General features: G+C 61.9%; 21 protein-coding genes and 2 tRNA genes. 8 read left to right on the top strand and 15 right to left on the bottom strand.

The features are described 5' to 3' along the window. Nucleotides 1–103 precede the first annotated feature (103 nt). Nucleotides 104–805: an HAD hydrolase-like protein gene (locus tag ACXYMS_RS11145; RefSeq protein ID WP_458906314.1), complete on the top strand. Its 702-nt coding sequence runs from the start codon at nucleotides 104–106 to the stop codon at nucleotides 803–805. A gap of 4 nt (nucleotides 806–809) precedes the next feature. Here ACXYMS_RS11145 and ACXYMS_RS11140 read toward each other — a convergent pair whose 3' ends face one another. Further along, complete coding sequence (locus ACXYMS_RS11140; protein WP_458906312.1) at nucleotides 810–1,286, bottom strand: ArsR/SmtB family transcription factor; 477 nt, start codon at nucleotides 1,284–1,286, stop codon at nucleotides 810–812. A gap of 165 nt (nucleotides 1,287–1,451) precedes the next feature. Between ACXYMS_RS11140 and trhA the strand changes: the two genes are divergently transcribed. Further along, nucleotides 1,452–2,141 (top strand): PAQR family membrane homeostasis protein TrhA, encoded by a 690-nt coding sequence (trhA, locus tag ACXYMS_RS11135; protein ID WP_458906309.1) that lies wholly within the window; start codon nucleotides 1,452–1,454, stop codon nucleotides 2,139–2,141. On the opposite strand, the gene ACXYMS_RS11130 is transcribed toward trhA, so the two are convergent. Continuing rightward, nucleotides 2,125–2,610, bottom strand: coding sequence for a DUF192 domain-containing protein (locus tag ACXYMS_RS11130; protein WP_458906307.1), 486 nt, complete (start codon nucleotides 2,608–2,610; stop codon nucleotides 2,125–2,127). The two genes, trhA and ACXYMS_RS11130, sit on opposite strands and share 17 nt — an antisense overlap. A gap of 13 nt (nucleotides 2,611–2,623) precedes the next feature. Next, complete coding sequence (locus ACXYMS_RS11125; RefSeq protein ID WP_458906306.1) at nucleotides 2,624–3,244, bottom strand: cold-shock protein; 621 nt, start codon at nucleotides 3,242–3,244, stop codon at nucleotides 2,624–2,626. 189 nt (nucleotides 3,245–3,433) lie between these two features. On the opposite strand from ACXYMS_RS11125, the gene ACXYMS_RS11120 reads away from it, so the two are divergent. From ACXYMS_RS11120 to ACXYMS_RS11105, 4 genes are all read left to right on the top strand, one after another. Next, nucleotides 3,434–3,856: a VOC family protein gene (locus tag ACXYMS_RS11120; protein ID WP_458906304.1), complete on the top strand. Its 423-nt coding sequence runs from the start codon at nucleotides 3,434–3,436 to the stop codon at nucleotides 3,854–3,856. Nucleotides 3,857–3,989: 133 nt separating this feature from the next. Next, nucleotides 3,990–4,466 carry a YcbK family protein gene (locus ACXYMS_RS11115; protein ID WP_458906302.1) on the top strand — a complete coding sequence of 159 codons (477 nt, stop codon included), beginning with the start codon at nucleotides 3,990–3,992 and terminating at the stop codon, nucleotides 4,464–4,466. A 93-nt stretch (nucleotides 4,467–4,559) separates the two neighbouring features. Further along, a tRNA-Glu gene (locus ACXYMS_RS11110) sits at nucleotides 4,560–4,634 on the top strand. Between the two features lie 51 nt (nucleotides 4,635–4,685). Continuing rightward, nucleotides 4,686–4,760, top strand: a tRNA-Glu gene (locus tag ACXYMS_RS11105). A gap of 56 nt (nucleotides 4,761–4,816) precedes the next feature. Here ACXYMS_RS11105 and ACXYMS_RS11100 read toward each other — a convergent pair. The 11 genes from ACXYMS_RS11100 to ACXYMS_RS11050 all read right to left on the bottom strand — a co-directional run bounded on the left by ACXYMS_RS11100 (nucleotide 4,817) and on the right by ACXYMS_RS11050 (nucleotide 18,216). Beyond that, entirely contained in the window at nucleotides 4,817–5,629 is an 813-nt protein-coding gene (locus ACXYMS_RS11100; RefSeq protein ID WP_458906300.1) for an ABC transporter ATP-binding protein, read from the bottom strand. 16 nt (nucleotides 5,630–5,645) lie between these two features. After that, entirely contained in the window at nucleotides 5,646–6,698 is a 1,053-nt protein-coding gene (locus ACXYMS_RS11095) for a FecCD family ABC transporter permease (protein WP_458906298.1), read from the bottom strand. Continuing rightward, complete coding sequence (locus ACXYMS_RS11090) at nucleotides 6,695–7,723, bottom strand: FecCD family ABC transporter permease (RefSeq protein WP_458906297.1); 1,029 nt, start codon at nucleotides 7,721–7,723, stop codon at nucleotides 6,695–6,697. The genes ACXYMS_RS11095 and ACXYMS_RS11090 overlap by 4 nt, the downstream gene beginning before the upstream one ends. An 8-nt stretch (nucleotides 7,724–7,731) precedes the next feature. Next, on the bottom strand, nucleotides 7,732–8,676 hold the full coding sequence (locus ACXYMS_RS11085) for an ABC transporter substrate-binding protein (RefSeq protein WP_458906295.1): 945 nt from the start codon (nucleotides 8,674–8,676) through the stop codon (nucleotides 7,732–7,734). 96 nt (nucleotides 8,677–8,772) lie between these two features. Further along, nucleotides 8,773–10,008, bottom strand: coding sequence for a class I SAM-dependent methyltransferase (locus tag ACXYMS_RS11080; protein ID WP_458906293.1), 1,236 nt, complete (start codon nucleotides 10,006–10,008; stop codon nucleotides 8,773–8,775). 227 nt (nucleotides 10,009–10,235) lie between these two features. Next, entirely contained in the window at nucleotides 10,236–12,026 is a 1,791-nt protein-coding gene (recJ, locus tag ACXYMS_RS11075) for a single-stranded-DNA-specific exonuclease RecJ (RefSeq protein WP_458906291.1), read from the bottom strand. A 73-nt stretch (nucleotides 12,027–12,099) separates the two neighbouring features. After that, the gene (gene glpX / locus ACXYMS_RS11070; protein ID WP_458906289.1) at nucleotides 12,100–13,086 is read right to left on the bottom strand and encodes a class II fructose-bisphosphatase; all 987 of its coding nucleotides are present in this window, start codon (nucleotides 13,084–13,086) and stop codon (nucleotides 12,100–12,102) included. Nucleotides 13,087–13,120: 34 nt separating this feature from the next. Then, entirely contained in the window at nucleotides 13,121–14,461 is a 1,341-nt protein-coding gene (locus ACXYMS_RS11065) for a homoserine dehydrogenase (protein WP_458907002.1), read from the bottom strand. Nucleotides 14,462–14,717: 256 nt separating this feature from the next. After that, nucleotides 14,718–15,689 (bottom strand): ABC transporter substrate-binding protein, encoded by a 972-nt coding sequence (locus ACXYMS_RS11060; RefSeq protein ID WP_458906287.1) that lies wholly within the window; start codon nucleotides 15,687–15,689, stop codon nucleotides 14,718–14,720. A gap of 107 nt (nucleotides 15,690–15,796) precedes the next feature. Continuing rightward, nucleotides 15,797–16,867, bottom strand: a complete 1,071-nt coding sequence (locus ACXYMS_RS11055) for a methyltransferase domain-containing protein (RefSeq protein WP_458906285.1) — start codon at nucleotides 16,865–16,867, stop codon at nucleotides 15,797–15,799. Nucleotides 16,868–16,992: 125 nt separating this feature from the next. Next, nucleotides 16,993–18,216, bottom strand: coding sequence for an LL-diaminopimelate aminotransferase (locus ACXYMS_RS11050; protein ID WP_458906283.1), 1,224 nt, complete (start codon nucleotides 18,214–18,216; stop codon nucleotides 16,993–16,995). Nucleotides 18,217–18,646: 430 nt separating this feature from the next. Here ACXYMS_RS11050 and ACXYMS_RS11045 point away from each other — a divergent pair, with 430 nt between their 5' ends. Together ACXYMS_RS11045 and ACXYMS_RS11040 are read left to right on the top strand one after the other, a co-directional pair. Further along, nucleotides 18,647–19,936, top strand: a complete 1,290-nt coding sequence (locus tag ACXYMS_RS11045) for a glycosyltransferase (protein ID WP_458906281.1) — start codon at nucleotides 18,647–18,649, stop codon at nucleotides 19,934–19,936. 57 nt (nucleotides 19,937–19,993) lie between these two features. Then, the gene (locus ACXYMS_RS11040; RefSeq protein ID WP_458906279.1) at nucleotides 19,994–22,033 is read left to right on the top strand and encodes an NAD-dependent epimerase/dehydratase family protein; all 2,040 of its coding nucleotides are present in this window, start codon (nucleotides 19,994–19,996) and stop codon (nucleotides 22,031–22,033) included. A gap of 83 nt (nucleotides 22,034–22,116) precedes the next feature. Here ACXYMS_RS11040 and lon read toward each other — a convergent pair whose 3' ends face one another. Then, nucleotides 22,117–24,543 (bottom strand): endopeptidase La, encoded by a 2,427-nt coding sequence (gene lon / locus ACXYMS_RS11035; protein ID WP_458906277.1) that lies wholly within the window; start codon nucleotides 24,541–24,543, stop codon nucleotides 22,117–22,119. Nucleotides 24,544–24,572 lie beyond the last annotated feature (29 nt).

The raw sequence follows: 24,572 nt of genomic DNA, 5'->3' as shown, positions 1-24,572 counted from the left end.
GAGCCCGTACCGTTCAGGGTTGTACGTGGTGGCGAATTGGGTCAATTTACGCCGACCAACGGGGGTTGATCCACTGGCTGATACTGCAAACCGACCGACCATCGTGCTCTTTGATCTCGATGGAACATTGGTGCATCACGTTAATCCGCGCGTGCTGCAGATGCTGGAGCTCCTTGACGATTACTCACATCGGGGCGGTCGTCTGGTCGCTCGGTTCCGGCTGGCCCGACGCAGCCGCAATGTGACCGCTACGGCGCCGAAATTGCTCGTGCACAAGGCCATCCACACGGTCCGCCGTAAAAGCGTTGATCAGATGCTGGTGCCTTGCGAGACCATGCGTGGGGTGCTGGAACGGCTGAAACGCGAAGGCGTCACCCTGGGTGTGGTCAGCAATGGCCTCGGCCGGGGCTATGGCCATGATGTGCTGGAGACTTTCGGCCTCAGGCAGTATTTCAGCGCGGCAGTTTTTCGGGAAGACGTGGCACGGGGCAAGCCCTGGCCGGATTCGGTGGTTGCTGCGCTCAGCGGCATCGGCCGCGAGCTGCGGAGCAGCGACGTCATCTGGTATGTAGGCGACCAGCGCAAAGATATCGGGGCGGCCCAGGCGGCGTCGCAGGTGATCGGCCACGCTATCCGGCCCTTCGCGCTAGGTGCCAGGGCGGCACTGGGAGCGGTCGAGGCCCGGCTGGCGCCGGCACAGATCATGTGGACCGCTGCCGATTTCGAGCGGGCCATCAATGTGGCCTTCGAACCCGAGGGCATTGAGCGATCCCTGATCGACCCCCTGCCCGCGCCGCTGCTCTAACCTATCAGAAATCAAAGCCCATCTGGTTGACCGGCGCCGCCTTTGGGGCCGGCATCGGCTTGGCAATTGGCAGGCCTGGTTCAGCGAGGGTGTTCGCGACCGGTGGCGCCAGAAACGGCTCCGGACGGGTGCGATGTGGCTTGGGCGCTGCTACAGGCTGCGGCTGTGGTGTCGGCTCCGCCGCACTTTCCACCATCTGTGCCTTGCGCGAGCTTATAGTCTCCAGCCAGACAATGGCGCTGTTCGTCCTGGCTGTGCGCAGGGCGTAGAGGTTTTCCCTCCCCTTTTTAACCTCGGCGACAAGCCCGGCCGTCTTGAGCACCCGCAGATGTCGTGAAATCGCCGGTCGGCTGATGGAGAAGGCATCGGCAAGCGTATGGACGGGCATCGGCCCGTCCAGCAGGATTTCCACGATACGGCATCGCGTGGCGTCGGCCAGAGCGGAATAGATAGCGGTCGGTGGCTTTGGTTTGCGCGTCATGGCTGCGTTTAAAGTAACGCCAGCGTTACCCGTCAAGCGGCGGTTCCGGGCAGAAATGCGTTGTTCACTAGAATAATTTGGGAGCGCTTTACGCTGTCGGCGATTGTGAGCCTGACGAAAGGTCTTGGTCACACCAACGCCACACCATGGCGGCAAGGAGAAGGAATGATGTTTTCAGCCGCCAAGCGCCCCGGAACAGCCGGGCTCTACCAACGCCGATCATATTCAAAGGCCGAATTGGTGGCTGACGCCGCCATCCACATACTGGGTCTTGTTGTTGCAGTCGGTGCGGGCTCTATCCTGTTAACATTTGCGTTATTGCACACTGCCCCCGAAGCCTTCCCTGCCCTGATTGTCTATGTCGCGACGCTCATCGTCGTGCTGGGGGTCTCGCTGGCTTTCAACATTTGGCCTGTGTCGCCTATCAAGCATCATCTGGCACGCCTCGACCAGGCGGCAATTTTCCTGTTCATTGCCGGGTCCTATACCCCGTTCCTGGCTGTGCTCGGGGGAACATCGGCCGGCATTATCATGATGAGCTTTGTCTGGGGCACGTCGCTGGTGGGCGTGGCCCTCAAACTGATCGTGCCGCAGCGCTTCGGGCGTGTCGCCATCATCCTTTATCTCGCCATCGGCTGGAGCGGTATTCTGGTGTTCCAGAAGCTCGGCCAGGCGTTGCCACCGTCGACGCTGTGGCTGCTGCTGGCCGGCGGCGTCACCTATTCGGCCGGTATCGTCTTCCACCTGTGGGAAAAGCTGAAGTTCCAGAACGCGCTTTGGCACGTATTCGTGGTGGCGGGGGCCAGCCTGCACCTCTGGGCCGTGATCGACTGCATGGTTATTGCGCGGCTGTGATCCGCGCATGCTCGACTTGATCGCCGGCGGCAATGCCCAGCTCGGTCGAGCGCCCTCCTGGGATTTCCAGCACGAACTGCACCGGCCCGGCTGACGGTATGGACGTCGTGTCATGCGGGCGGGCGTTCTCATGGATATTGAGGATGGTCCCGTCCGCCTCGATGAACAGCAAGTCGAGCGGGATATACGTGTTGCGCATCCAGAAAGAGACCGGACGCTCTTGCTGGAAATCGAACAGCATGCCGGCGTCGGCAGCCAGTTCCTGAACATACATCAGGCCCTTCGCCCGCGTTTCCGGGGTGTCGACGACCTCTACGGCAAAGTCGTGATCGCCCCCGGCGCTCTTGATCGTCAGACGTGACTCGTCGCTGCACGCCGCCAGGGTGAGGCTGGCGAGAAGCACCAGTGCCGCCAGCACAAGTTGCGCCGGACGCAGCAGTGCGGCGCCGGATTGACCAATAATACGCATGATATCGGTGCCTTCAGTGCGACGAGGGTGCATCGCCCCAACCATCCGGCCGAATTTCGGCAACCATGAGGCCCTTTGGGCCCTGGCCGTAGCGCACCAGCACATACTGGCCGGGGCGCAATTCGGTGATGCCAAAGCGACGCAGCGTTTCCATGTGCACGAAAACGTCGGGAGCACCCTCGCCCGCCGAGAGGAAGCCGAAACCGCGAATGCGGTTGAACCACTTCACTTCCAGCCGCACCATGCCCGAGGTCGCCTCGACTACCACATGGGTGCGCGGCGCGGGCATCTGCGAAGGGTGTCGCGCCGTCGATTCGTCCATGGAGACGACCCGGAAAGCCTGCAGGCCGCCGGGCCGGTTGAGCGCCTCCACCACGATTCGAGCGCCTTCATAGGCCGTCTGGTAGCCGTCGCGGCGCAGGCAGGTCACATGCAGCAGCACATCGGCCATGCCGTTGTCGGGGACAATGAAACCAAAGCCCTTGCCGGCATCGAACCACTTGATGCTGCCTGCAATTTCGATGGCATCGGCAGTTGAATGCACCCCGCCCGGCGCGTGTTCGTCGCGCAGACTGGCTCCTGAATCAGTCAGGTTGACGGCTTCACCGTCATCGCCGTTGCCCTTCGCCCCCATATTCCAAACGCCTTCTCACTCGCCCGCCGCACGCGGGTACTCCTCACAAGACCAAATCAGTCTGGCCGATTCAATGGCAAAAGTTAAGAAGGTGTTGCGATTTTGTTGACAGCTCCCGCGCGCTATTCTTGCGGCAGGGCCTATGGCTTGTTAGGCCATGCGCAATCGCCATCAATAAGGAGACGAGACTTGAAATATCTGCATACCATGGTGCGTGTCACCGATGTCGAGGAAAGCCTCCGATTCTACCGCGACGGCCTCGGTCTCGAGGAGGTGCGCCGCACCGATAATGAGAAGGGCCGATTCACCCTGATCTTCCTGCGGGCTCCAGGTGACCAGGGCGGCGAAGTCGAATTGACCTATAATTGGGACCCCGATCCCCAGCCCTATGCCGGCGGGCGCAATTTCGGTCATCTCGCCTATCGGGTTCAGGACATCTACGCGCTGTGCCAGCACCTCTCGGACATGGGTGTCACCATTAATCGCCCGCCGCGGGACGGCCACATGGCCTTTGTCCGCTCGCCCGACGGCATTTCTATCGAACTGATCCAGGATGGGCATCTGCCCCAGCAGGAACCCTGGGCCTCCATGCCCAATACCGGCAGCTGGTAAGCCCCTGACAGCCTTAAGGTTTCGCTAACCCTGCCCCTTAGCGCGAGGTTAGCGAAACCGCTCTAATTTTAGCGACTGAACCCCATGACCCATTGCCTGTTGCGATCACGCGACACGCCACGGGAAAGTCGCCATGCCCCGTCTGCTTCGTTCGCTCGCCATTGTCCTTGTCACCACCCTGGTGCTTGCCGGGTGCCTGCCCATGGCCATGTTCGCCAGTGGCGGCGGCCCGGGCTATTCGGGGCTGAAGCAGGACTGGGGCACCTATGTCAGCTCGGGCAATGTCAATGCGCTCTGCATCTCACCCAAGCTGCGCTTCGTGATATGGGAATTCGAGGGGCGCTTCGGCCGGAAAGTGGTGATGAGTTCGGGGTTCCGGAACGCCTTCCACAATGCTTCGGTTAGCGGCGCCGACAATTCCTATCATACCAAGTGCATGGCGGCGGACTTCTACATTCCGGGCGTGTCCAAGCAGGAGCTGATCGCCTTTGCCATGGGCGTGGACGGGGTCGGCGGGCTGGGTTGCTATCCGGGCCGCAGCTTCATCCATGTGGATGTGCGGGACCGTCCCCGCGGCTATCGGCGTCCGGTAACCTTCTCGGGCTGTTGATAAGTCGGAGCGCCGAAAAAAACCTCACAGGTTCAATGCAAACGGGGTTGCACAATCAAAGGCACCCCATTATACGACGGCCATCGCGCTGATGCGCCCTTCGTCTATCGGTTAGGACGGCACCCTTTCACGGTGCAGAGAGGGGTTCGATTCCCCTAGGGCGTACCATTCTCCCTTGCTGGCGGGGCCGCGAAATGCCAGCTTCGAGTTCCTCGCTCCGCGCCCATCGTCTAGCGGTCAGGACACCGCCCTCTCACGGCGGGAACAGGGGTTCGATTCCCCTTGGGCGTACCAATCTAGCTTTGACAGAGCCGTACTGCGTCAACGCGCTCCGCGAGCGTCGCCTGATCTCACGCCAGAGCTTTTTCCACGTGATGCCGACCTATCGGCACGATCATGGGCGTGTCGGATACCGGGTCGACAACGATCCGCGAGACCATGCCGAAGACATCGGCCACCACGGCCTCAGTCATCACATCCACCGGACGGCCCTCGGCGACGATCCTGCCCGCCTTCATGGCCACGATATGGTCGGCATATCGACAGGCGAGGTTGAGGTCGTGGAGCACGACCCCGACCGTGCGGCCACGCTGCCGGACCAGGTCGGTCAGGAGATCGAGCACTTCGACCTGGTGGTTGATGTCGAGGAAGGTGGTCGGCTCGTCGAGCAGCAGCAGGTCGGTTTCCTGTGCCAGGGCCATGGCAATCCAGACGCGCTGGCGCTGGCCGCCGGACAGTTCGTCCACCGGACGGTCGGCCAGCTCTGAAGTATCCGTAACCGCCAGCGCCTCGGCGACAGCAGCGTCATCCTGGGGCGTCCAGCGGCGGAACCAACCCTGATGCGGGTATCTGCCACGACCCACCAGATCGGCCACTGAAATGGCATCCGGCGCAATCGGGCTTTGTGGCAGCACGCCCAAGACAGTTGCCACGTCGCGCGTGGGCAATTGGTGGATGGGCTTGCCATCGAGATAGACAGCGCCGCGCGAGGGCGGCAGCAAGCGCGCGAGCCCGCGCAGCAGGGTGGACTTGCCGCAGGCATTGGCCCCGACGATCACCGTCAGCTTGCCCGGCGGCAGAGACAGGTCCAACGCCGAGACAATCTGTCGATCGCCATAGGCAAGGTCGAGTCCGGCGGCGAGGAGCAGGTGCTGTGCGGACATGGTTCGAACTCTTCGATCAGTTGACGCTGCCAGAGCGGCCGGAAGCCATCAGCAGCCATATCAGGAGCAAGGCCCCGCAGGCACCCGTGACGACGCCCACGGGCAGTTGCACGGATGGCAGCAGATGCTGCGCCACAAGGTCGGAGACCAGCATGACCAGAGCGCCAACCAGGCTGGCGTGGAAAAAGCCGCGCCCGGATCCCCGGAGCAGGCTGCGGGCCAGAGGGCCAGAAACGAAAGCGACAAAGCCGACCGGGCCGACAGCGGCAGTGGCAAAGGCCGAAAAGCCGACGGCCACCAGCATGAGGCCCAAGCGTGTGGTTTCAACTCTCGCCCCCAGCGCACGCGCCGTATCATCGCCCAGTTCCAAGGCATCAAGGCCACGCAGCAGGGCGATCATAAGCGGCACAAGCACCAGCATGGCGCCGCCCAGCACAAGGAAATCTCCCGGGCGCGAGGCGTTGAGGCTTCCCACCAGCCAGGCCATGGCCTGCTGCACCTCGGTAAGGCGGGCGCGGGTGAAGAGATAGGAAATCACCGCCGCCAGCATCGCCGCCATGCCGATGCCGATCAGCACGACGCGAAAGGCAGTGACGCCATTGCGCCAGGCAAGCAGGTAGATGGCCAGGGCCGTCAGCAGGGCGCCAGCGAAGGCGCCGAATGACACGGCAAGGCCCGACCAGCCTAGGATGATAATGCAAAACACCGCTGCGGCGCTGGCCCCATGGGCGATGGCGATAATATCTGGGCTGGCCAAGGGGTTGCGCAGAAGCGTTTGGAAAGTGATTCCGGCCAGCGCAAATGATGCGCCCGAGAGGACGGCGAGCAGTGCACGCGGCAGGCGCACTTGCAGCACGATGAAATCGACGCCTCGATCAACTAGCCCGGTCAGGGGAGAGAGCAGCGACTGCACGATGCCCGGAATGGGGACCGGGTAATCGCCCAGGTAGAGCGCCAGGGCAAAGGCAGCGCAGAGCGCCACGACCAGCCAAGTTGCGACGGCCCTGCGGCGTTGGGCGGCAGCATGACGGACAGAAGCGATGGCCGTAGAGTCGACTGTCGGGGTCATAGCGCGGCCAACTTGCGACGGCGCACCAGCGCGATGAAGAACGGCGCACCGATAAAGGCCGTGACAATGCCGACCTGCACCTCGCCGGGCGGTGAGATGATGCGTCCGAGCACATCGGCACCAAGCAGCAGGATAGGCGCCATCAGCATGGAATAGGGCAATATCCAGCGGTAGCTCGGGCCGGTGATGGCGCGGGCGACATGGGGCACGGAGAGACCGACAAAGGCGATGGGGCCTGCCGCTGCCGTGCTGGCTCCGGCCAGGATGACAGCGGCAAGCCCGGCCAGGCCGCGTGACAGCCCGATGCGCTGCCCGAGGGCGCGGGCCATGTCGTCGCCCATGGAGAGGCCATCGAGCAGGCGGGCCGTTGCTAGGGCCAACACCATGCCGATAGCAAGGAAGGGTGAAACCTGGAGGACGATGTCGATGGTGCGGCCAGAGAGCGATCCAACCTGCCAGAAGCGGACTTCATCGAGGGTGCGGGGACTGGTCAGCAGAATGGCGTTGATAATGGAGTGAAGGACCGCCGTGATGGCGGCGCCGCCCAGTGCCAGCTTGATCGGCGTCGCCCCTTCGCGGCCCAGCGAGGCCACAGCATAGACTACCAGCATGGCGGCCCCTGCCCCGGCGAAGGCCAGCCAGACATAGGTGGTCAACTGGCTCATGCCGAGCAGGGCAACGCCCAGCACGACGGCCAGGGAGGCGCCGGCATTGATGCCCAGGATGGATGGATCCGCCAGCGGATTGCGGGTCGCGCCCTGGAGCACGGCGCCTGCCAAACCCAGGGCCGCGCCGACCATGAGGCCCACGATTGTGCGCGGCAGGCGCAGGTCCCAAATGATCCGGTGCTCGGTCGTATTTGGATCGAAGGCCGTGAGCGCCGCCCATACATTTTCGAGCGGAATGGCGCGGGCGCCTGTGGCCAGAGAGAGCGTGGTGATGGCCGCCAGCGCTGCACCAAGCAGCAGCAGCCCGAGCGTGAGCCGGGCTGCAATATGTGCTCGGTTGGAAACCGCTTCAGCCATCGTTGGCATCAGGGCGCCAGATCAGGATCGGCTGCGTTGATCGCTGCGGTCAGTTTGTCGAGTTCGCTGGCATAGGCACCGTAATTGCGCAGCCAGAAGGCAGGCCAATCGGTGACCTGGCCGACTTCAGCGGCCTTCATCAGGGTCCATGTGGGCTGGGCCAGCGCGGTGTCCATGGTCGCGGCAGAGCGGTTGTCCACCAGGATCAGGTCAGGCTGGTACTTATCGGCATTTTCCCAGGAGAGCGTTTCCCAATAGCCGCGATCGTCGGCCACTTCGGGGTCCATGAGTTCGAGGCCCCAGGCGGCAAAGTCCATGAGTTCGGACGAGCCGGCCGTGGCGGCCACATAAAGCGCATCCGTGCCGGCCCAGACAGCCAGCGCCGTCAGCCCTGGCTTGACGGCCACTGCCGACTTGAAACCGGCGAGCGCTGTTTCGAATGTCGCCTTCTCGGCAGCGATGTCAGGCGCTGACAGATCTGCGCCAAGGCTCGCAGCCAGGTCTTCATAGTTCTCAATCAGCGTCAGAATGGATGCGCCTTGCTCCGGGCCAGTGATCGGCGCCAGCGGCGAGAGTGCCGCGACCACGTCATTGCCGCCGGACCAGGTGGTTTCGAGCGGCCAGAACTCGGCCACGATCAAATCGGGTTCGAGGGCCGCGGCCTTTTCGATGTCGACCTCGCCCCAGGCCTGGCCGATGATCTCTATGCCGGATAAATCCAGCCCCTGAAGGGCCTTGGCATCGGCCACAGCGCTGTCGGCGTAAATGCCCACGGGCCGGATGCCGAGCGGGATCAGGCCGGCCGCAGCGTCCTGGCTGGCAATGATCCGCAGCGGGGTTTCATCGAGCGTGACGGTCTGGCCATCGCCGCCGACAAAGCTCCACTCTTGTGCAAGGCCCGAAAGAGTGGTGGCAGCAAGCAGGGTCAAGGCAAGCGTAGCAGGACGAAACATGACGTAGCCTTCCGAGGTGCAGGAAATTTCCCGTTCCCTAGACTTCGTAAGATGACTGGTCAAGTCATGTTAATGCTGGATCAGGTTTCTGTCGCCTCAAGCCGGCCGGCGATACTGGTAGATGCCGACATCAATGGCGCCCTCGGTAAACCCCGCTTCGCAATAGGAGAGGTAATAAACCCATTTGCGCTTGAAGTGATCGTCATAGCCGAGCGGGGCGATCATGGGCCAGCGTTCCAGGAAGCGCTCCCGCCATAGCCGGAGGGTGCGGGCATAAGAGAGGCCAAAGGTCTCTACCTGTTCCAGGATCAGGCCATATCGATCCCCGAATTCCTTCATTACGCTCTTGGTCAGCAGCATGCCACCGGGAAAGATATAGCGCTGGATGAAGTCAGGCCCGCTGCGATAGCCGTCGAAATCTTCCTCGCGGATGGTGATGGCCTGGATGGCGGCGGTGCCGCCGGGTTTGAGCCGATCATGCAAGGTCTGGAAATAGCTGGGCCAGTTGTCCTCGCCGACCGCCTCGATCATCTCGATCGAGCCGATATGGTCGAACTGACCCTGGGTATGGCGATAATCCTCGAAGACCAGCGTCGCGTACTCATCCAGCCCCTGCCGCTTGAGGCGCTCGAGGCCGAACTTGAGTTGTTCGGCCGAAAGGGTGATGCCGCGCAAATTGGCCTTGTATAGGCGCGCCACGGTTTCGGCAAAGCCACCCCAGCCGCAGCCGATCTCCAGAACGGACGACCCCTCGGTAATACCGGCCATGTCAGCCACCCGCCGGTACTTGGCAAGCTGGGCCTCCTCCAGGCTCTGGTCACCCGAGGTGAACACGGCCGAGGAATAGGTCATGGAGGGGTCGAGCCACTGCCCGTAGAAATCATTGCCGAGGTCATAGTGCTCGGCAATGTTCTTCTTGGCCCCCTCAAGCGTGTTGCGGCGCGACAGGTGATAATGCAGGTCGCCTGCTGCCTTGCGGAAGAAACCCTTGTTGGCCTCGTCGAACATGTCGCGGTTCTGTAGGAAGAAGCGGAACAGCGCCGTCAGGTCATCGGATTCGATGTGACCATTCATGTAGGCGGAGGCAAAGCCGACTGTGCCGCGCTGCATGGCCTCGGTAATGACCCGGAAATTGTTGAGGCGGAGCGTGGCATGTTCCCCGTCACTGCCCGGCCCCACCGTGCGGGTACGGCCATTGGGAAAGATGACAGTCAACGAGCCGTGCTGCGGCTTGCCAATCAGGGAGACACCCACTCGCTCTACGAGCCACGAGGTGAAGTGTGTCCAAGCAGAAGTGCCAGTCTGTGTCTGTTCGACGGCTGTTTTTGTCATTGTGCCGCTTGATCCAACTATCGCAAGAAGCAGCGGCAGGCCATTGTCCCGTCGCCATACACTAAGCGTCAGAAATGTCTGTCGGAGAGGCGTCGCCTCCCCCAGGACACCGCAGGATAGTTTAGCCGTCGCAATCGGATATGCAAGCGGACTCGTCCTGCACCGGCATGCGCAATGCCCATGTCTCTCCACTACGCAGCGAGGCGCGGTTTGGATGCCACTGGTGCTCAGCGCGCCGGGCGGGCAATGTCGGTGAGACGGAACTGGACCTGCTCGCGGCCCTGGTAATGGTCGATCGACAAGCCGCCGGCAAAATGCAGTGGCCGGTCGCCGTCCCGCATCAGGGTGTCGCCAAGGGCGGTGCCGGCGGCGCGAAAGGCAATGGCCTTCAATTTCGCGCCATCGTCCGATGCCAGGGTGAAACTAACATGGCCGCCCTTCCCCACAATCTGCGGAAAGCGCGCGCGGTGAGCGGGAAAAGCGAAGACCGGCGAGGGATTGCCGGCGCCATAGGGGCCGGCCTTTTCGAGACTGCGCAACAGATCGACGCTGGCGCCGCGGGCGGTCAATGCCGCGTCGATCTTTAGTGCCGAGGCTGCACGGGCGCTGGCAACGCTGGAGCCGAGCTTTTCAACCAGGAAGGCGCGGAATGGCCCCAGATCGCCGGACCGCAATGTGACACCCGCCGCCATGGCGTGGCCGCCACCCTTGAGAATGAGGCCGGTTTCGACCGCCTCAATGACCGCGCTGCCCAGATCGACACCTGGCATGGAACGGCCAGACCCCGTACCGGTGCCATCGGGATTGAGAGCGATGGCAAAGCTGGGTCGTTCGAAGCGTTCGCGCAGGCGCGCTGCAATCAGGCCAACGACGCCGGGATGCCATTTGGCCGAGGCAAGGACCAGCAATGGCGGTCCATCCCCGGTCCCGATCTCCGCTTCTGCGGTCGCCGTGGCCTCTTCGACGGCCTCGACTTCGATGCGCTGGCGCTCACTGTTGAGTTCATCCAGCTGGGCGGCGATGACCATGGCCTGGTGTTCATCATCGAGGGCCAGGAGGCGCGTACCGAGCGCTGCATCGCCGATGCGACCGCCGGCATTGATGCGCGGGCCGATAAGAAAACCCAGGTGATAGGGATTGAGCGGACCGCTGGCGCGGGCGGCCAGCGCCAGGGCCGACAGGCCCGGTTTTTCGCCGCGCCGCGCCACTTCGAGGCCCCGCACCACAAAGGCGCGGTTGAGGCCAGTGATCGGAACCACGTCGCAAACCGTTGCCAGTGCAACCAGATCGAGCAGTTTCAGCAGGTCCGGCAAACCGGTATCGCCGCGATTACGCAAAGCACGGTTGATCGCGACGAGAACCATGAAGGTGACACCCGCGGCGCAGAGGTAGCCGAGGCCGGAAATGTCGTCGGGGCGATTGGGATTGACGAGCGCCGTCGCCAGCGGCAGATCGTGATCGCTGAGATGGTGATCGATGACCAGCACATCAGCGCCCCGGCCCCGTGCATGAGCGATAGGCCCGTCGCTGGTGGTGCCGCAATCGAGGGTGATGATCAGGGAGGCGCCGGCATCGATCAGTTTGTCCATGGCCGCGATATTGGGACCATAGCCTTCAAAGATGCGGTCGGGGATATGGACCTGCGGTTCGAGGCCGAAATGGCGGAGATAGCGGGTCATGAGGGCGCAAGAACAGGCGCCATCGACGTCATAATCGCCAAACAAGGCGATGGACTCGTTGTCGGCAATGGCCTGGGCCAGGCGCTCGGCCAGTTCGTCCATTGCGGTCAGGGTGGAGGGATCCGGCATGAGGTTGCGGATGGAGGGTTCGAGATAGCTTTCCGCCCCTTCAAGGCCCACGCCGCGCGCGGCCATGATGCGCGCCAGAATATCGGGGATTCCGATGCGCTGGCCAATCGCGGTGGCGGTGCGCGCCTGAGTTGTATCAAGCCGATCCACCCAGGCGCGGCCGGAAACCGAGCTGGTGATTTCGAGGAATGAACGCGGGGTTTCGGGCATGGGAGAGGGTTATGGGATTTTAGCGGCGGGGGGAAGTGGTGGACGTCAAACACCCCTGTCACCGCGCTTGCGGCTACCTTGCATGCCGCGCCTTGATCCACCTTGTGGTCTGGCTCCAGGATCGCATGACGACGGTGGACGTTTCCACGCTGCCGCGACGAAGGCGAACGCCTTCGACAAGCGAGCCGTCCGTAATGCCCGTGGCGGAGAAGAGGACGTCCCCGGCCGCCAGTTCCGTCACGTCATAAATCCGGTTCGGGTCTTCGATACCCATTTCCTTGGCGCGCATGCGCTTGTCGGGCGTATCGAGGATTAGCCTGCCCTGCATCTGCCCGCCAATGCAGCGAAGGGCCGCGGCGGCCAGCACACCTTCGGGAGCGCCACCGGAACCGAGATAGATGTCGACCCCGGTATCGGCTGTGTTCACGGCATGGATGACCCCGGCAATGTCCCCGTCACTGAGAAGTTTTACCGACACGCCAGCCGTTCGCAGCTCTTCGAGGAGGCCACCGTGGCGCGGGCGGTCGAGCACGATGGCAGTGATTTCGGAGATTGGGACACCCTTGGCCTTGGCCAGTGCCTTCACGTTCTCGGTAGCCGACCATTCGATATGGACCGTCTCGGCGGGATATTCGGCGCCGATGGCAATCTTGTGCATATAGACGTTACGGGCGACGTTAAGCAGGCCACCGCGCTCGGCCATGGCAAGAACCACGAGAGAATCGGGTTGATTCTTCGCGCAAAGGGTGACGCCTTCAAGCGGGTCTACGGCTATGTCGACTTCGGGCCCCTGCCCTTCACCGACCGCCTGGCCGACATAGAGCTCGTCGCATTCGAAATGCTCGCCCTCGCCGATGACGATGCGGCCCGATATGGCCAACTGGTCGAGTTCGGCTTTCATGGCGGCGACGGCGGCTTCATCAGCGGCCTTTTCATTGCCCTTGCCGCGCCATTCGGCGGCGGCAGTAGCGGCCCGCTCGGTGACGCGGACCATTTCCAGCGTCAAGGTCCGGTGCAGATTTGCCGGGTTCCTGCCGTCTTCAACCTTGCTGAGCTTCATATTTCCCCCCGGGGGCCTCACGCCCCCTCAGGGGTCAGAGCATTTCGATGCGGATCAATTGCGGTTCACCGACTATGAACCCATCCGCAGCAATCTGCGCAAGCGCTTCGCGCACCGATGATTCCAAAGTCTGTTGAGTGATCATGACGACGGTGCGGGTCGGAGACCCGTCGGGCGCCACCGCTTTTGCACTCAAATCCGACCGCTGGATGACAGAATCGATCGAAATCGACTTTTCCCCCATGCGCGTGGCGATGGCGGCCAGTGCACCAGCGACGTCCTTGGCGCTGAGGCGGATATAGAAGCCACCCACATGGGCGCGGCTGGGCGCTTCGCGGTAGGGCAGAAGCTCATCGCTGGGCACGCCCAGCGGCGGCACGCGGGTGCCACGGGCGATGTCGAGAATGTCCGACAGAACCGAGGATGCCGTCGGCGGACCACCGGCGCCGGGGCCAGCCAACAGCAGTTCGTGCACATGGTCGGTTTCGAGCGCGACGGCGTTCATCACCCCATCGACGCCGGCAATGGCGCTGCCCTTGGGCACGAAGGTGGGATGCACGCGCTGTTCAATGCCGTTTTCAGTGCGCTCGGCAATACCGAGGAGCTTGATCTTGTAACCGAGATCGGCAGCCACCTGAATATCGTGCTGGGTGATGCCGGAAATGCCTTCCACCCGCATCTTGTCGGGCGCGATCTCATAGCCGAAGCAGAGCGTGGCTAGGATCGAAAGCTTATGGGCGGTATCGAACCCCTCGACGTCAAATGTCGGGTCAGCCTCGGCGTAGCCCAGAGCCTGCGCGTCCTTGAGGCAATCGGCAAAGGTAATACCCTCATTGCCCATGCGCGTAAGGATGTAGTTGCAGGTGCCATTCATGATGCCAAAAACCTTGGCAATGCGTGCGGTGCCAAGGCCTTCACGAAGCGTCTTGATGACGGGAATGCCGCCGGCAACCGCGGCCTCGAAGCCAAGCTGGGCGCCTGATTCCTCGGCCAGGCGGGCCAGCGTCACGCCATGCTTGGCCAGCAGGGCCTTATTGGCGGTGACCACCGGACGACCGATCTCCAGCGCAGCCTTGACAGCCGCAAAAGCCGGGCCATCCTCGCCGCCTATCAGTTCGACGAAGAGGTCGATGCCGTCCCACTTGGCCAGCGCCACCGGATCGTCGAACCACTCGAGCCCGGAAATATCAATACCACGGTCGCGGGAACGCGAGCGGGCGGCAACGGCGACGACCTCCAATTGGCGGCCAAGTTTTCGCGTCAGTTCGGCGCCGTCCTTTTGCAGGATGCGAACCAGCGTCGCGCCGACATTGCCCAGACCCGCGACACCAACGCGAAGGGGGGCCTGACGGTCGGCATCGCCGAACTCGGCCATGGCCTTGAGGATACGGCCCCGCGTCTCCGTGCGTGGCTCGCGGCCGTCGCGCAGGTCGAACACGAATAGCGGATCGCCCGCGACGATGCGGCCAAACCGTGTTGGAGTCCAACCCCTTGCGGAGATGAAGGATTCGACGGCTTGGCGGAAAGACTGGATATCGCTCATGGGGGCGACATGTGCATAGGAATTCGCCTAGCCGTCAATAGGAGTTCGACAAGGAAAATGGGCCGATCTGCAGGTCGGCCCATCGGGATTATTCCGCCTGGCCGGCTTTGACGGCGTCGGCGATCAGCTTGATGTATTGCGGATAGCCCCATTTCAGCGACAGGGCGCTGGGCGGAGAGATCGAATTGATCAGTTCGGCGCCAACGACATGGGCCACGGCACCTTCCTGAACCTGCGGATGCAGGGCAATGACGGGGTTGCTGAAGAATGCGGCGTCGGTCTCGGGCGTTTCAAAATAGGAAACCAGGGCGTCGGCTGTCAGCTGCTCGAAGCTTTCAAAGCTCAGCGAAAAGTAGAAACTCTCGCCCTGCGCCAGTTCGGTGACTGCTGGGGACGGCACAAGGCCAATGTCGTTCAAGAACTTCACCCGGCTATCGAGGTTGGCATAAACGGCGACTTCGCCATTGTATTCCGAGACCGTAGCAAAGCTGGCGCCGGCCACCTCGGGGTATTTGGCGGTCTCGTCTGCAATAAACTGCTCGAGTTCGGCGACCAGCGCCTCGGCCTCGGTCTTCTTGCCCATGGCTTCACCAGTAATGGCAATAGTCTGCTGCCAGGGCGTACTCCAGGCCGTTTCGGGGAAGGCCACAACCGGCGCAATGCCGCTGAGGACTTCATATTCTTCCGCCGAAAGGCCCGAATAAACAGCGACAATCAGGTCCGGCTGCAAGGCCGCGATGGCTTCAACGGGCGCTTCGAAACCGTCGGGGAGGATGGTGGGGAAATCGGCGCCCAGAGCCGCTACGGCATCCTTGGTCCAATTCAGCGCGCCGTTTTCATCGCCACCATAACTGAAGTGGGGAATACCGACCGGCACCTCGCCCAGCGCGATGACGGCATCCTGCGCAGCCCAACCCCAGGTGACGATGCGTTGCGGCTTGGCGGGAATGGTGGTCTCGCCATAGGCGTGGGGAATGGTGGTGGGGAAAGACTGCGCCTGCGCGACGACAGCCATGGTCAGGCCGATTGCGGGAGATAGGACGAATGAATGGAGATGCATGGGTCACCCTTCGCACGGAGATTGCTTCTCTTACAAAAGGTGACAATTCATGTCATGTAATTTCTACCGGTGTATCCGAACAGGTTCCGATACGAATATCACCGAGATCAGCGTCGGATGAGCAGCACCATGGTCTCGTAGTGGTCAGTCTGGGGGAACATGTCGAACAGGCGGATGCGCTGCGGCATATAGGCGGGCATGGCGGCGATGTCCCGGGCCAACGTGATGGCGTTGCAGCTCGAATAGACGATCGCGGGAATGCCGGAGCCCTCCAGCGTTGCGCATAATTTCTCGCCGAGCCCTCTTCGCGGCGGGTTTACTATGATCGCGTCGGGTGGCTCGGTAGGGGACAATGTTGTCGCATCGCCCACCGCAAAAGTGACATCCCTGAGCCCCGCCTCGGACGCGCTCAAGCGTGCAGACTCGACGGCCGTTGCGCTCACTTCCACGCCGTGGACCAGGCGGCCGGGGGCAGCGACATGAAGTGCGAACCCGCCCACACCACAGTACAGGTCCCAAACGGTCCGGGGAGCAATCTCGTCGATCCACTCCCTGGCCTGCGCATAAAGACCCATGGCAATTTCCGTATTGGTCTGGAAAAAGCTGCCCGGTCGCAAATGCAGGAGCACCCCATCGAGGCGCATTGCGAGCGTCTGTCCACCACTCAGCGCAATCTCCTCATCGCCCTCAAGCACTGCCTTGTGCTGGGGCAACAGATTGGCTGTGACAACGGAGAGGCACGGCAAGTCGGCGAGCAGGCCAGACAGGTGCTTGCGCATGCGGCCAAGCGGTTCGGTCGAGCGCAGCACGAAGCGTAGCATCATCTCGCCGTCGGGGGACTCGGTCAGCAGTACATGCTTGAGTTCTCCACGGCGCGTGGGGATGTCATAGGGAACAATGCAGGCGCGGGCGATGAAGGCGGCGATCGGCCCGAACGCGGCACGCAGGCCGGCTGAGATAATGCCGCACGCGGTTAGGTCCACCCCATGCCGCCCCTCGTCCAGAATGCCAAGGGTGGGATTGTCCGCGGTGCCGCCAACGACCATCTTGGCCCGGTTGCGAAACCCTCTGTCGCTGCCTACCATCGGCGGCAGCCAGAGTGCATCCGGCCACGCGGCAAGCAGCGCGCGGGCACGCTCCGTCTTGGCGGCTATCTGGGTGTCGTGTGGTGTGCCCATTAGGGTGCAGGAGCGGCATACGCCCCTATCGAAGTAGCCGCACTGCATCACAGTGCTCACACCTGAATTCACCGGACTATCCCAAATATCGTAGGAGGCGGGATCACCGCCTCCCCGAGCCCGCTCTACTTGCTCGCTGTGGAGAGCGGCACGACATTGCCCTGCCCCGGCTTGGAGCCGAGCAGCTTCTTGATGTTGCGCGCGGCCTGGCGGATGCGCTGTTCGTTTTCAACAAAGGCGAGACGGATATATTGATCGCCATATTCGCCGAAGCCGACGCCGGGAGCGACGGCAACACCGGTTTCCTGCACGAGCAGTTTGGCGAATTCGAGCGAGCCAAGATCGGCGAACTGCGGCGGGATCGGCGCCCAGGCGAACATGGTCGCCTTGGGTACTGGAATGGTCCAGCCGGAGCGGCCAAAGCTTTCCACCATCACATCGCGGCGGTGCTTATAGACCTTGCGAACCTCGTCGATCACATCGTCTGAACCATTGAGGGCGGCGACGGCGGCGACCTGGATGGGGGTGAAGGCGCCATAGTCGAGATAGGACTTCACGCGCGCCAGAGCCGCGATCAGGCGCTCATTGCCCACGGCGAAGCCCACGCGCCAGCCGGGCATGGAATAGGTCTTGGACATGGATGTGAATTCGACGGTGATGTCGATGGCACCGGGCACTTGCAACACGGAGGGCGGGGGACTGTGCTCGTCGAAATAGATCTCGGAATAGGCAAGGTCCGAGAGAATGAAAATGTCATTGGCCTTACAATACTTGACCACCTCGATGTAAAAATCGAGGTCGGCGGTATAAGCGGTCGGATTGGCCGGATAGTTCATAACCAGCGCGATGGGCTTGGGGATCGAGTGTCGCACGGCGCGATCCAGCGAGCGCATGAAGTCCTCATTCGGATCGGCCGGCATGGAGCGGACGACACCGCCGGACATGATGAAGCCGAAGGAGTGGATAGGATAGGTGGGATTGGGCACCAACACCACGTCGCCTGGCGCGGTGATGGCCGAGGCCATATTGGCAAAGCCTTCCTTGGACCCCAGAGTAGCCACGACCTGGGTATCGGGGTTGAGCTTCACGCCGAAGCGGCGACCGTAATAACTGGCCTGGGCCTTGCGCAGGCCATAGATGCCGCGCGAAGTGGAATAGCGGTGGGTACGACCGTCCTTCACCGTTTCCTGCAGTTTGGCGACGATATGATCGGGCGTCGGCATGTCGGGATTGCCCATGCCCAGGTCAATGATGTCCACGCCTTCTGCGCGCGCCTTGGCCTTGATCGGATCGATATGAGCGAACACATAAGGCGGCAGACGGCGGATGCGATGGAAAACTTCGCTCATTTTGTCCTCATTTGGCCTGCTGGGGCCGGATGCTGGCCGCGATGCGCGGAAGCGCTACGCCTCCATAAGAGAGGCCGATTATCGCGGAATTATGGTTTTAGACGGGTTAAGCGGCCGCATCTGATGGGCCGGAGGCAGGATTTATTCGGCTCTTCCCGGCCACACATTGGCCATATGGGAAGAGCTATCGGGCGCTTGCTGCCGCTGCCGTAGGGGCCGCCACCGGATTGCCGGCGAGCAGTGCTCCAAACCATGCAATAGTGAACGGAGACGCCATGTCTCTTGCCCTTGTGAAATGTCTTCTGCTACCACGAACGCGCGTGGCCAGTGCCTTATTAAGTTCTCCGACCAGCCTTGTAAATGGCGCCGCGTCTTTACATGTAACGGCTTTGTCGGTCGCTGAGCGGCCCAGAAGCTTCAGGTAGGGTGTATGGGAAAACGCGTCGCGATCGCTACAATTGGCACGTCGGGCGACGTCCGGCCCTATCTGGCATTGGCCAAGGCTTTGCAACAGGACGGCCATGACGTCGTGGTGGGCACCAATTCTGATTTCGAGGAACTGGTCGCCTCGCACGGCATCGAATTTCACAGCTTGGGCACGAGAATCCAGGACTGGCTCCAGGAATCGCGCTTCGACAACGCTATCAGCCAGATGAAACTGCATCACTTCCCGCAATTGCTGCGGGAAGGCCAGGCCCTGGTCGAGCGCGCCGCGCGCAACGCCTGGGCCATGGCGCAGGGGGCCGATGCGATCGTGGTCAATATCAATACCAGCTTCGGTATCGACATTGCCGAAGCGCTGGACATTCCAGTCGTCATGACGGCGATGCAGCCCCTGAACCCAACACGCGAATTTCCCATTTGCGCTTATGAAGTGCCGGATCTGGGCCCGACCTTCAACAAGCTCAGCTACATCGCTATGAACCTGCAACAGGCATATTACGATATGCCGCGCGACCGGGTGCGCAAGCAATTGATGGGCCTGGGGCCGCGCAAGCGCGGTGGACTGTTCCGCGACAGCAATGGCAATAACCTGCCCACCCTCTACAATTTCTCGGCCATCGTGTCCCCCCGTCCAAGGGATTGGCCGCAGACGGCCGTCGTGACCGGTTTCTGGTTTCTCGAAGACAATACCGACTGGACGCCCTCTGCCGAATTGCGGCAGTTCCTCGATGCCGGCCCGCCGCCGGTCTATATCGGCTTTGGATCAATGCCGTTCGGCGCTGAGCGAAACACCCACATCCTGCGTTCGGCGCTGGAGCAGTGGGGCGGACGTGCCATCGTTTCGCGCGGCTGGGGCGGCATCAACCCCGCCGACCTGCCCAAGACGGTGTTTGCGGTTTCAGAAGCCCCGCATGACAGGCTTTTTCCGCTGACCTCTGGTGTGGTGCACCATGGTGGTGCTGGCACCACGGCAGCGGGCCTGCGGGCCGGAAGACCGACCTTTACCGTTCCCCAGGCCTATGACCAGCGCTATTGGGGCCGCCGCGTGCGTGCTCTTGGCTGCGGACCAGCACCCGTACGCCTGCGCACGCTGACGCCCGAAATCCTGGCCGATGCCCTTCACCAGCTGAGCTCCAACAAGGCTATGGCCGCCAATGCCAAGGCCATTGGCAAAGCGCTGTCGGAGGAAAAGGGTCTGGAAACTGCTGTTCACTTCATCGAAGCCACCATCGATGCAGCAAAGGCCGGTGCACGCCGCTACACGGCGTCCGTGTGAGCCGGCCAAAATTAATCGGCTTCGTCGCCGCGGCAGATGACTGAGGAGACGTAACCGGTGCGGATTTGTCTGGTGGGTGCGGGAGGGGGTATCGGGCGGCAGCTGACCCGTACCTTTGCAGCCAGACACAGTATTTCGGCAGTATATAGGCGTATGCCTGTTCCGGTGCCGAGCCAGGTCAATGCAGTTCGGTTTGACGATTCGCGGACCCTGGCGGCGGTCGTCAGCGGGGCCCGAGTGGTCATCCATGCTGCGCTCGACAGCAAGGCACGCGGAAAAGCCTTCCTCGACACCAACAGGGCCACGACCGAGCGGCTGCTTGCCCTGCTCGATCCCGCCCAATGCGGGCTTTTCGTCTATTTCAGCTCGCAGGTTGTCTATGCGGCGCTCGACCCGCTCGAACATAAGGTGCAGGGCGAGGACAGCGTGCTATCGGACCGAGGGGGGCTCGACGCCTATACAAGGCTAAAGCTGAGCGAGGAAGCGCGGGTGATCGAGGCTTGCACGGCCAAGGGCATCGCCTACCTGATCGTCCGGCCGACTGTGGTGATGGGGCCGGGCATGCAGTGGTCCAGCGGCATCGTGGATGCGATGCGTCTGGCGCCAGTCGGGCTCAGGGACCGCACCTTCAACCTCATCCATGTCGAAGACCTTGCACACCAGCTCCTCGCGCTAATCGAGGCCGGCGTAGCCGACGAAATTGTCAATTTGGGCGATCTCAACGTCACCTCGGAAGCATATTTTCGCTATGCCGCCGAGCTTGCCGGGCGCTCCATAAGGCTGGCGCCGCGATTGTTGTCCAGGCTGGCCGCAAAGGCAATCCCCTCCACGCTCTGGTTTCTCGCGCATGACGTGACCGTATCGACGGACAAGGTCCGCCGGTTGAGCGGCTGGACGGCGGGCAGGATGCTGCCTGAGTTCTTCGAAACCCCCGTTCGTGTCGTCAATGCCAGATCGCTTGACGTCATCCGCGACACAGTGCGCAGCGGCCGACCGTATCACGCCATCGGGCGGGGTTACTTTCTGTGGTTCAACGACCGGGTGGCAACTGACCAACTGGTCATGGAACATTATTCCGGCATTCTCGCGCTTGAGGACGGCCTGCTGTCCGTCAAGGCCGGCACCACTTTGCGAACCATTCTCGACTATCTCGTGCCCCGGCAATTGACCATTGCCACCCTGCCCGAGTTTGTCGATATATCCGCTGGTGCTTGTTTTTTTGCCGAGGTGCATGGCAGCAGCGCCGAGCACATCTCGATTTATGACCTGATTGCTTCCATCCGCTATGTCGATAGCAGCGGCGAAGAGAAGCACTCTGATCGGGATGATGCCATCTGGGACGGTCTGCGGGGCGATGGTGGAATTGTCGTTACCGAAGTCACGTTCCGGTGCCGCCCAAATCAGCTTTTAGCCAATGTCATCGAGTGGCAGCAGGAAAGCCGGCTGGAAGACTTTGTTGCGGGCGAGTACCAGACCAATTTCAGTACCACGGTGCATTGGTATCCGCTCAGCCACGAGTTGATGGTTTACAACGTGAACCCGGTTCCCGGCATGCAGGCCGGCGACCGGCGTCCGTTCCCGCCGATGCGCGGCTCGCCGCACTGGATTCAGAAACTGCTGCTCAATTTGCGTATGCGCGGCAAGCAACGCATTGTGGGCTCCTCCGAGCGTGTGCTGGCGCCGTGGACCGGCGTGCCCGCCAAGCACCTATTGGGAAAGTTCTTCCGCGACACCCGCCGGCGGGTGCGCAATATGGAAGTGTGCGTTCCCGATATATATGCCGTTGATTTCATTGGCAGGCTGCGACGCCATGTGCCGGAAATGAAGTTGATGCCGGGTCAGGGGATCGGCGTGCGCTTTACCCGCCAGCCGTCCACCGGCCGAGGGTTCGTGTGGGTGGAGATGACCTCCCGCGATGCCTCGCAGATGCATGCCATGGTCGAGATGGCGCGGGCGGCCTGTGGCGAAGAATTCTGGCTGCACCGTGGCAAGTATGTTCCTGCGGAAATTGGCGTCGAGCATCTCTACATACCGCGTAGCGTCAGTGCCGAATCGATATCGACGAACAGCCATACTGGCGAGGTTATGCCCCGATAAGCTTCTGCGGCTGAACCAGACACGAGAATGGCGACCCGATGGTCGCCATTCTGTTCGTTCGAGCATCTGCTGACGGACTGCGATCAGTGCGTCAGACTGGCGGTGGTATCTTCCGCCGGGTCGACTTTGGCGGCGACCGCCGGTTCGGCGTCGAAGTTCCACTCGATGGGCTCCGGCTTGCGCACCAGGGCGCGCTCGATCACCTGGTCCATGCGGCTGACTGGCACAATTTCCATGCCTTCCTTGACGATGTCCGGGATCTCGACGAGGTCGCGGACGTTCTCCTCAGGGATCAGCACGGTTTTGATGCCGCCACGCAGGGCCGCAAGGAGCTTTTCCTTCAGGCCGCCGATGGGCAGTACCCTACCCCGCAGCGTGATCTCGCCGGTCATGGCGACATCATTGCGCACTGGGATACCGGTCATCACCGAGACAATGGCGGTGGCCAGGCCAATACCGGCCGACGGTCCATCCTTGGGGGTGGCACCTTCGGGCAAGTGGACGTGGATATCTCGTGTGTCGAACATGGGCGGCTTGATGCCAAAGTCGATGCAGCGGGATTTCACATAGGCCTGGGCAGCGGTCAGCGATTCCTTCATCACTTCCTTGATGTTGCCGGTAACCGACATGCGGCCCTTGCCGGGCGTCATCACGCCTTCGATGGTGAGCATCTCGCCACCGACCGAAGTCCAAGCCAGACCGGTCACGAGGCCAACCTGTGCCTCAGCCTCGATCTCACCATGCTTGAAGATCATCGGCCCCAGATATTCGGCCAGCTTTTCTTCGGTGATTTCGATTGACTTAACCTTGGTTCGGACCAGTTCGGTAATAGCCTTGCGCATCAGCTTGGAGATTTCGCGCTTGAGATTGCGGACGCCGGCTTCGCGGGTATAGCCGCGAACAACCTTCATCAGCATCTCGTCGGAGAGCACGAATTCGCCTTGGGCAAGACCATTTTCCTTCGCCGTCTCAGGGATCAGGTGCTGCTTGGCGATCGCGTGCTTTTCCTCTTCGGTGTAACCGGAGAGGCGGATGATCTCCATGCGGTCCATCAGCGGGCCGGGAATGTTGAGCGTGTTCGAAGTGGTCACAAACATCACGTCGGAAAGATCGAAATCGACTTCCAGGTAGTGATCGTTGAACGAGTTGTTCTGTTCGGGATCGAGCACTTCGAGCAGGGCTGACGACGGATCGCCGCGGAAGTCCTGGCCCATCTTGTCGATCTCGTCGAGCAGGAACAGCGGGTTGTTCTTGCCCACTTTCTTGAGCGACTGAATGATCTTGCCAGGCATGGAACCGATATAGGTGCGGCGGTGGCCACGAATCTCGGCTTCGTCGCGCACGCCGCCAAGGGCCATGCGCACGAACTCACGGCCCGTTGCCCTGGCGATCGACTTGCCCAGCGAGGTCTTGCCGACCCCCGGAGGGCCGACGAGGCAGAGAATCGGGCCCTTGAGCGTGCCGGTACGGGCCTGCACTGCCAGATATTCCAGAATGCGTTCCTTGACCTTGTCGAGACCGTAGTGATCGGCATCCAGGACCTTTTCCGCCAGCGCTAGATCGCGCTTGACCTTGGTCTTCTTGCCCCAGGGCAGGCCCAGAAGCGTATCAAGATAGTTACGGACGACAGTGGCTTCGGCCGACATCGGGCTCATGCCCTTGAGCTTTTTGATCTCGCCCTCGGCCTTGGCCCTAGCTTCCTTGGAAAGCTTGGTCTTGGCGACGCGCTCCTCGAGCTCGGTGATTTCGTTGGCGCCATCCTCGCCATCGCCCAGCTCGCGCTGGATCGCCTTCATCTGCTCGTTGAGATAGTATTCACGCTGGGTCTTTTCCATCTGCCGCTTGACGCGGGAGCGAATGCGCTTTTCCACCTGCAGAACGCCAATCTCGCCTTCCATCAGGCCGATGACCTTCTGGAGCCGCTCGATGACCGAGATGGTCAGCAGCAGGTCTTCCTTTTCAGGTATCTTGATGACGAGGTGACTGGCGATGGTGTCGGCCAGCTTGCTGGCATTGTCGATCTGACCGACCGCAGCGACGACTTCGGCCGAAATCTTCTTGTTGAGCTTGACGTAGTTCTCGAACTCGGATTGCGCCGAGCGAGCGAGTGCCTCGACCTCGGTGGCGTCTTCCTCGGGTTCCGGCAGGATGGACGCCTCGGCCTCGAAATAGTCCTCGGTCTGCAGGTACTGGTCGATGGTGGCGCGATTGAGCCCCTCCACCAGTACCTTGACGGTACCATCGGGGAGCTTGAGCAGCTGCAGCACCGTGGCGATGGTTCCGGTGGGATAAATCTGATCCGGCGCCGGATCATCATCCTGCGCATTCTTCTGCGTCACGACGAGAATGTGCTTGTCGTCGCGCATGACTTCTTCCAGCGCCTTGACCGATTTCTCACGGCCAACGAACAGCGGCACGATCATGCCGGGGAAGACGACGATGTCGCGCAGGGGGAGGACCGGGTAAACCCGGTCCCGGCTTGTTTCGCCGGTGGAGGTAACTTCCGACATCACATTTCCTTTCCGCGGCGCGCCGGAGG

It is taken from the genome of Devosia sp. CAU 1758 (assembly GCF_054482695.1).
The sequence above is the reverse complement of the archived record's forward strand: the minus strand, read 5'-3'. Positions and strand labels throughout refer to the sequence as shown.

Bases quoted from the DNA above. Each gene is read 5' to 3' on its own strand.
- trhA (WP_458906309.1), top strand. From the start codon at position 1,452: ATGATGTTTTCAGCCGCCAAGCGCCCCGGAACAGCCGGGCTCTACCAA.
- ACXYMS_RS11095 (WP_458906298.1), bottom strand. From the start codon at position 6,698: ATGACCCCGACAGTCGACTCTACGGCCATCGCTTCTGTCCGTCATGCT.
- recJ (WP_458906291.1), bottom strand. From the start codon at position 12,026: ATGCCCGAAACCCCGCGTTCATTCCTCGAAATCACCAGCTCGGTTTCC.
- ACXYMS_RS11100 (WP_458906300.1), bottom strand. From the start codon at position 5,629: ATGTCCGCACAGCACCTGCTCCTCGCCGCCGGACTCGACCTTGCCTAT.
- glpX (WP_458906289.1), bottom strand. From the start codon at position 13,086: ATGAAGCTCAGCAAGGTTGAAGACGGCAGGAACCCGGCAAATCTGCAC.
- ACXYMS_RS11130 (WP_458906307.1), bottom strand. From the start codon at position 2,610: ATGCGTATTATTGGTCAATCCGGCGCCGCACTGCTGCGTCCGGCGCAA.
- ACXYMS_RS11125 (WP_458906306.1), bottom strand. From the start codon at position 3,244: ATGGGGGCGAAGGGCAACGGCGATGACGGTGAAGCCGTCAACCTGACT.
- ACXYMS_RS11115 (WP_458906302.1), top strand. From the start codon at position 3,990: ATGCCCCGTCTGCTTCGTTCGCTCGCCATTGTCCTTGTCACCACCCTG.
- ACXYMS_RS11055 (WP_458906285.1), bottom strand. From the start codon at position 16,867: ATGGGCACACCACACGACACCCAGATAGCCGCCAAGACGGAGCGTGCC.
- ACXYMS_RS11140 (WP_458906312.1), bottom strand. From the start codon at position 1,286: ATGACGCGCAAACCAAAGCCACCGACCGCTATCTATTCCGCTCTGGCC.
- ACXYMS_RS11050 (WP_458906283.1), bottom strand. From the start codon at position 18,216: ATGAGCGAAGTTTTCCATCGCATCCGCCGTCTGCCGCCTTATGTGTTC.
- ACXYMS_RS11045 (WP_458906281.1), top strand. From the start codon at position 18,647: ATGGGAAAACGCGTCGCGATCGCTACAATTGGCACGTCGGGCGACGTC.
- ACXYMS_RS11090 (WP_458906297.1), bottom strand. From the start codon at position 7,723: ATGGCTGAAGCGGTTTCCAACCGAGCACATATTGCAGCCCGGCTCACG.
- ACXYMS_RS11080 (WP_458906293.1), bottom strand. From the start codon at position 10,008: ATGACAAAAACAGCCGTCGAACAGACACAGACTGGCACTTCTGCTTGG.
- ACXYMS_RS11085 (WP_458906295.1), bottom strand. From the start codon at position 8,676: ATGTTTCGTCCTGCTACGCTTGCCTTGACCCTGCTTGCTGCCACCACT.
- lon (WP_458906277.1), bottom strand. From the start codon at position 24,543: ATGTCGGAAGTTACCTCCACCGGCGAAACAAGCCGGGACCGGGTTTAC.
- ACXYMS_RS11060 (WP_458906287.1), bottom strand. From the start codon at position 15,689: ATGCATCTCCATTCATTCGTCCTATCTCCCGCAATCGGCCTGACCATG.
- ACXYMS_RS11065 (WP_458907002.1), bottom strand. From the start codon at position 14,461: ATGGCCGAGTTCGGCGATGCCGACCGTCAGGCCCCCCTTCGCGTTGGT.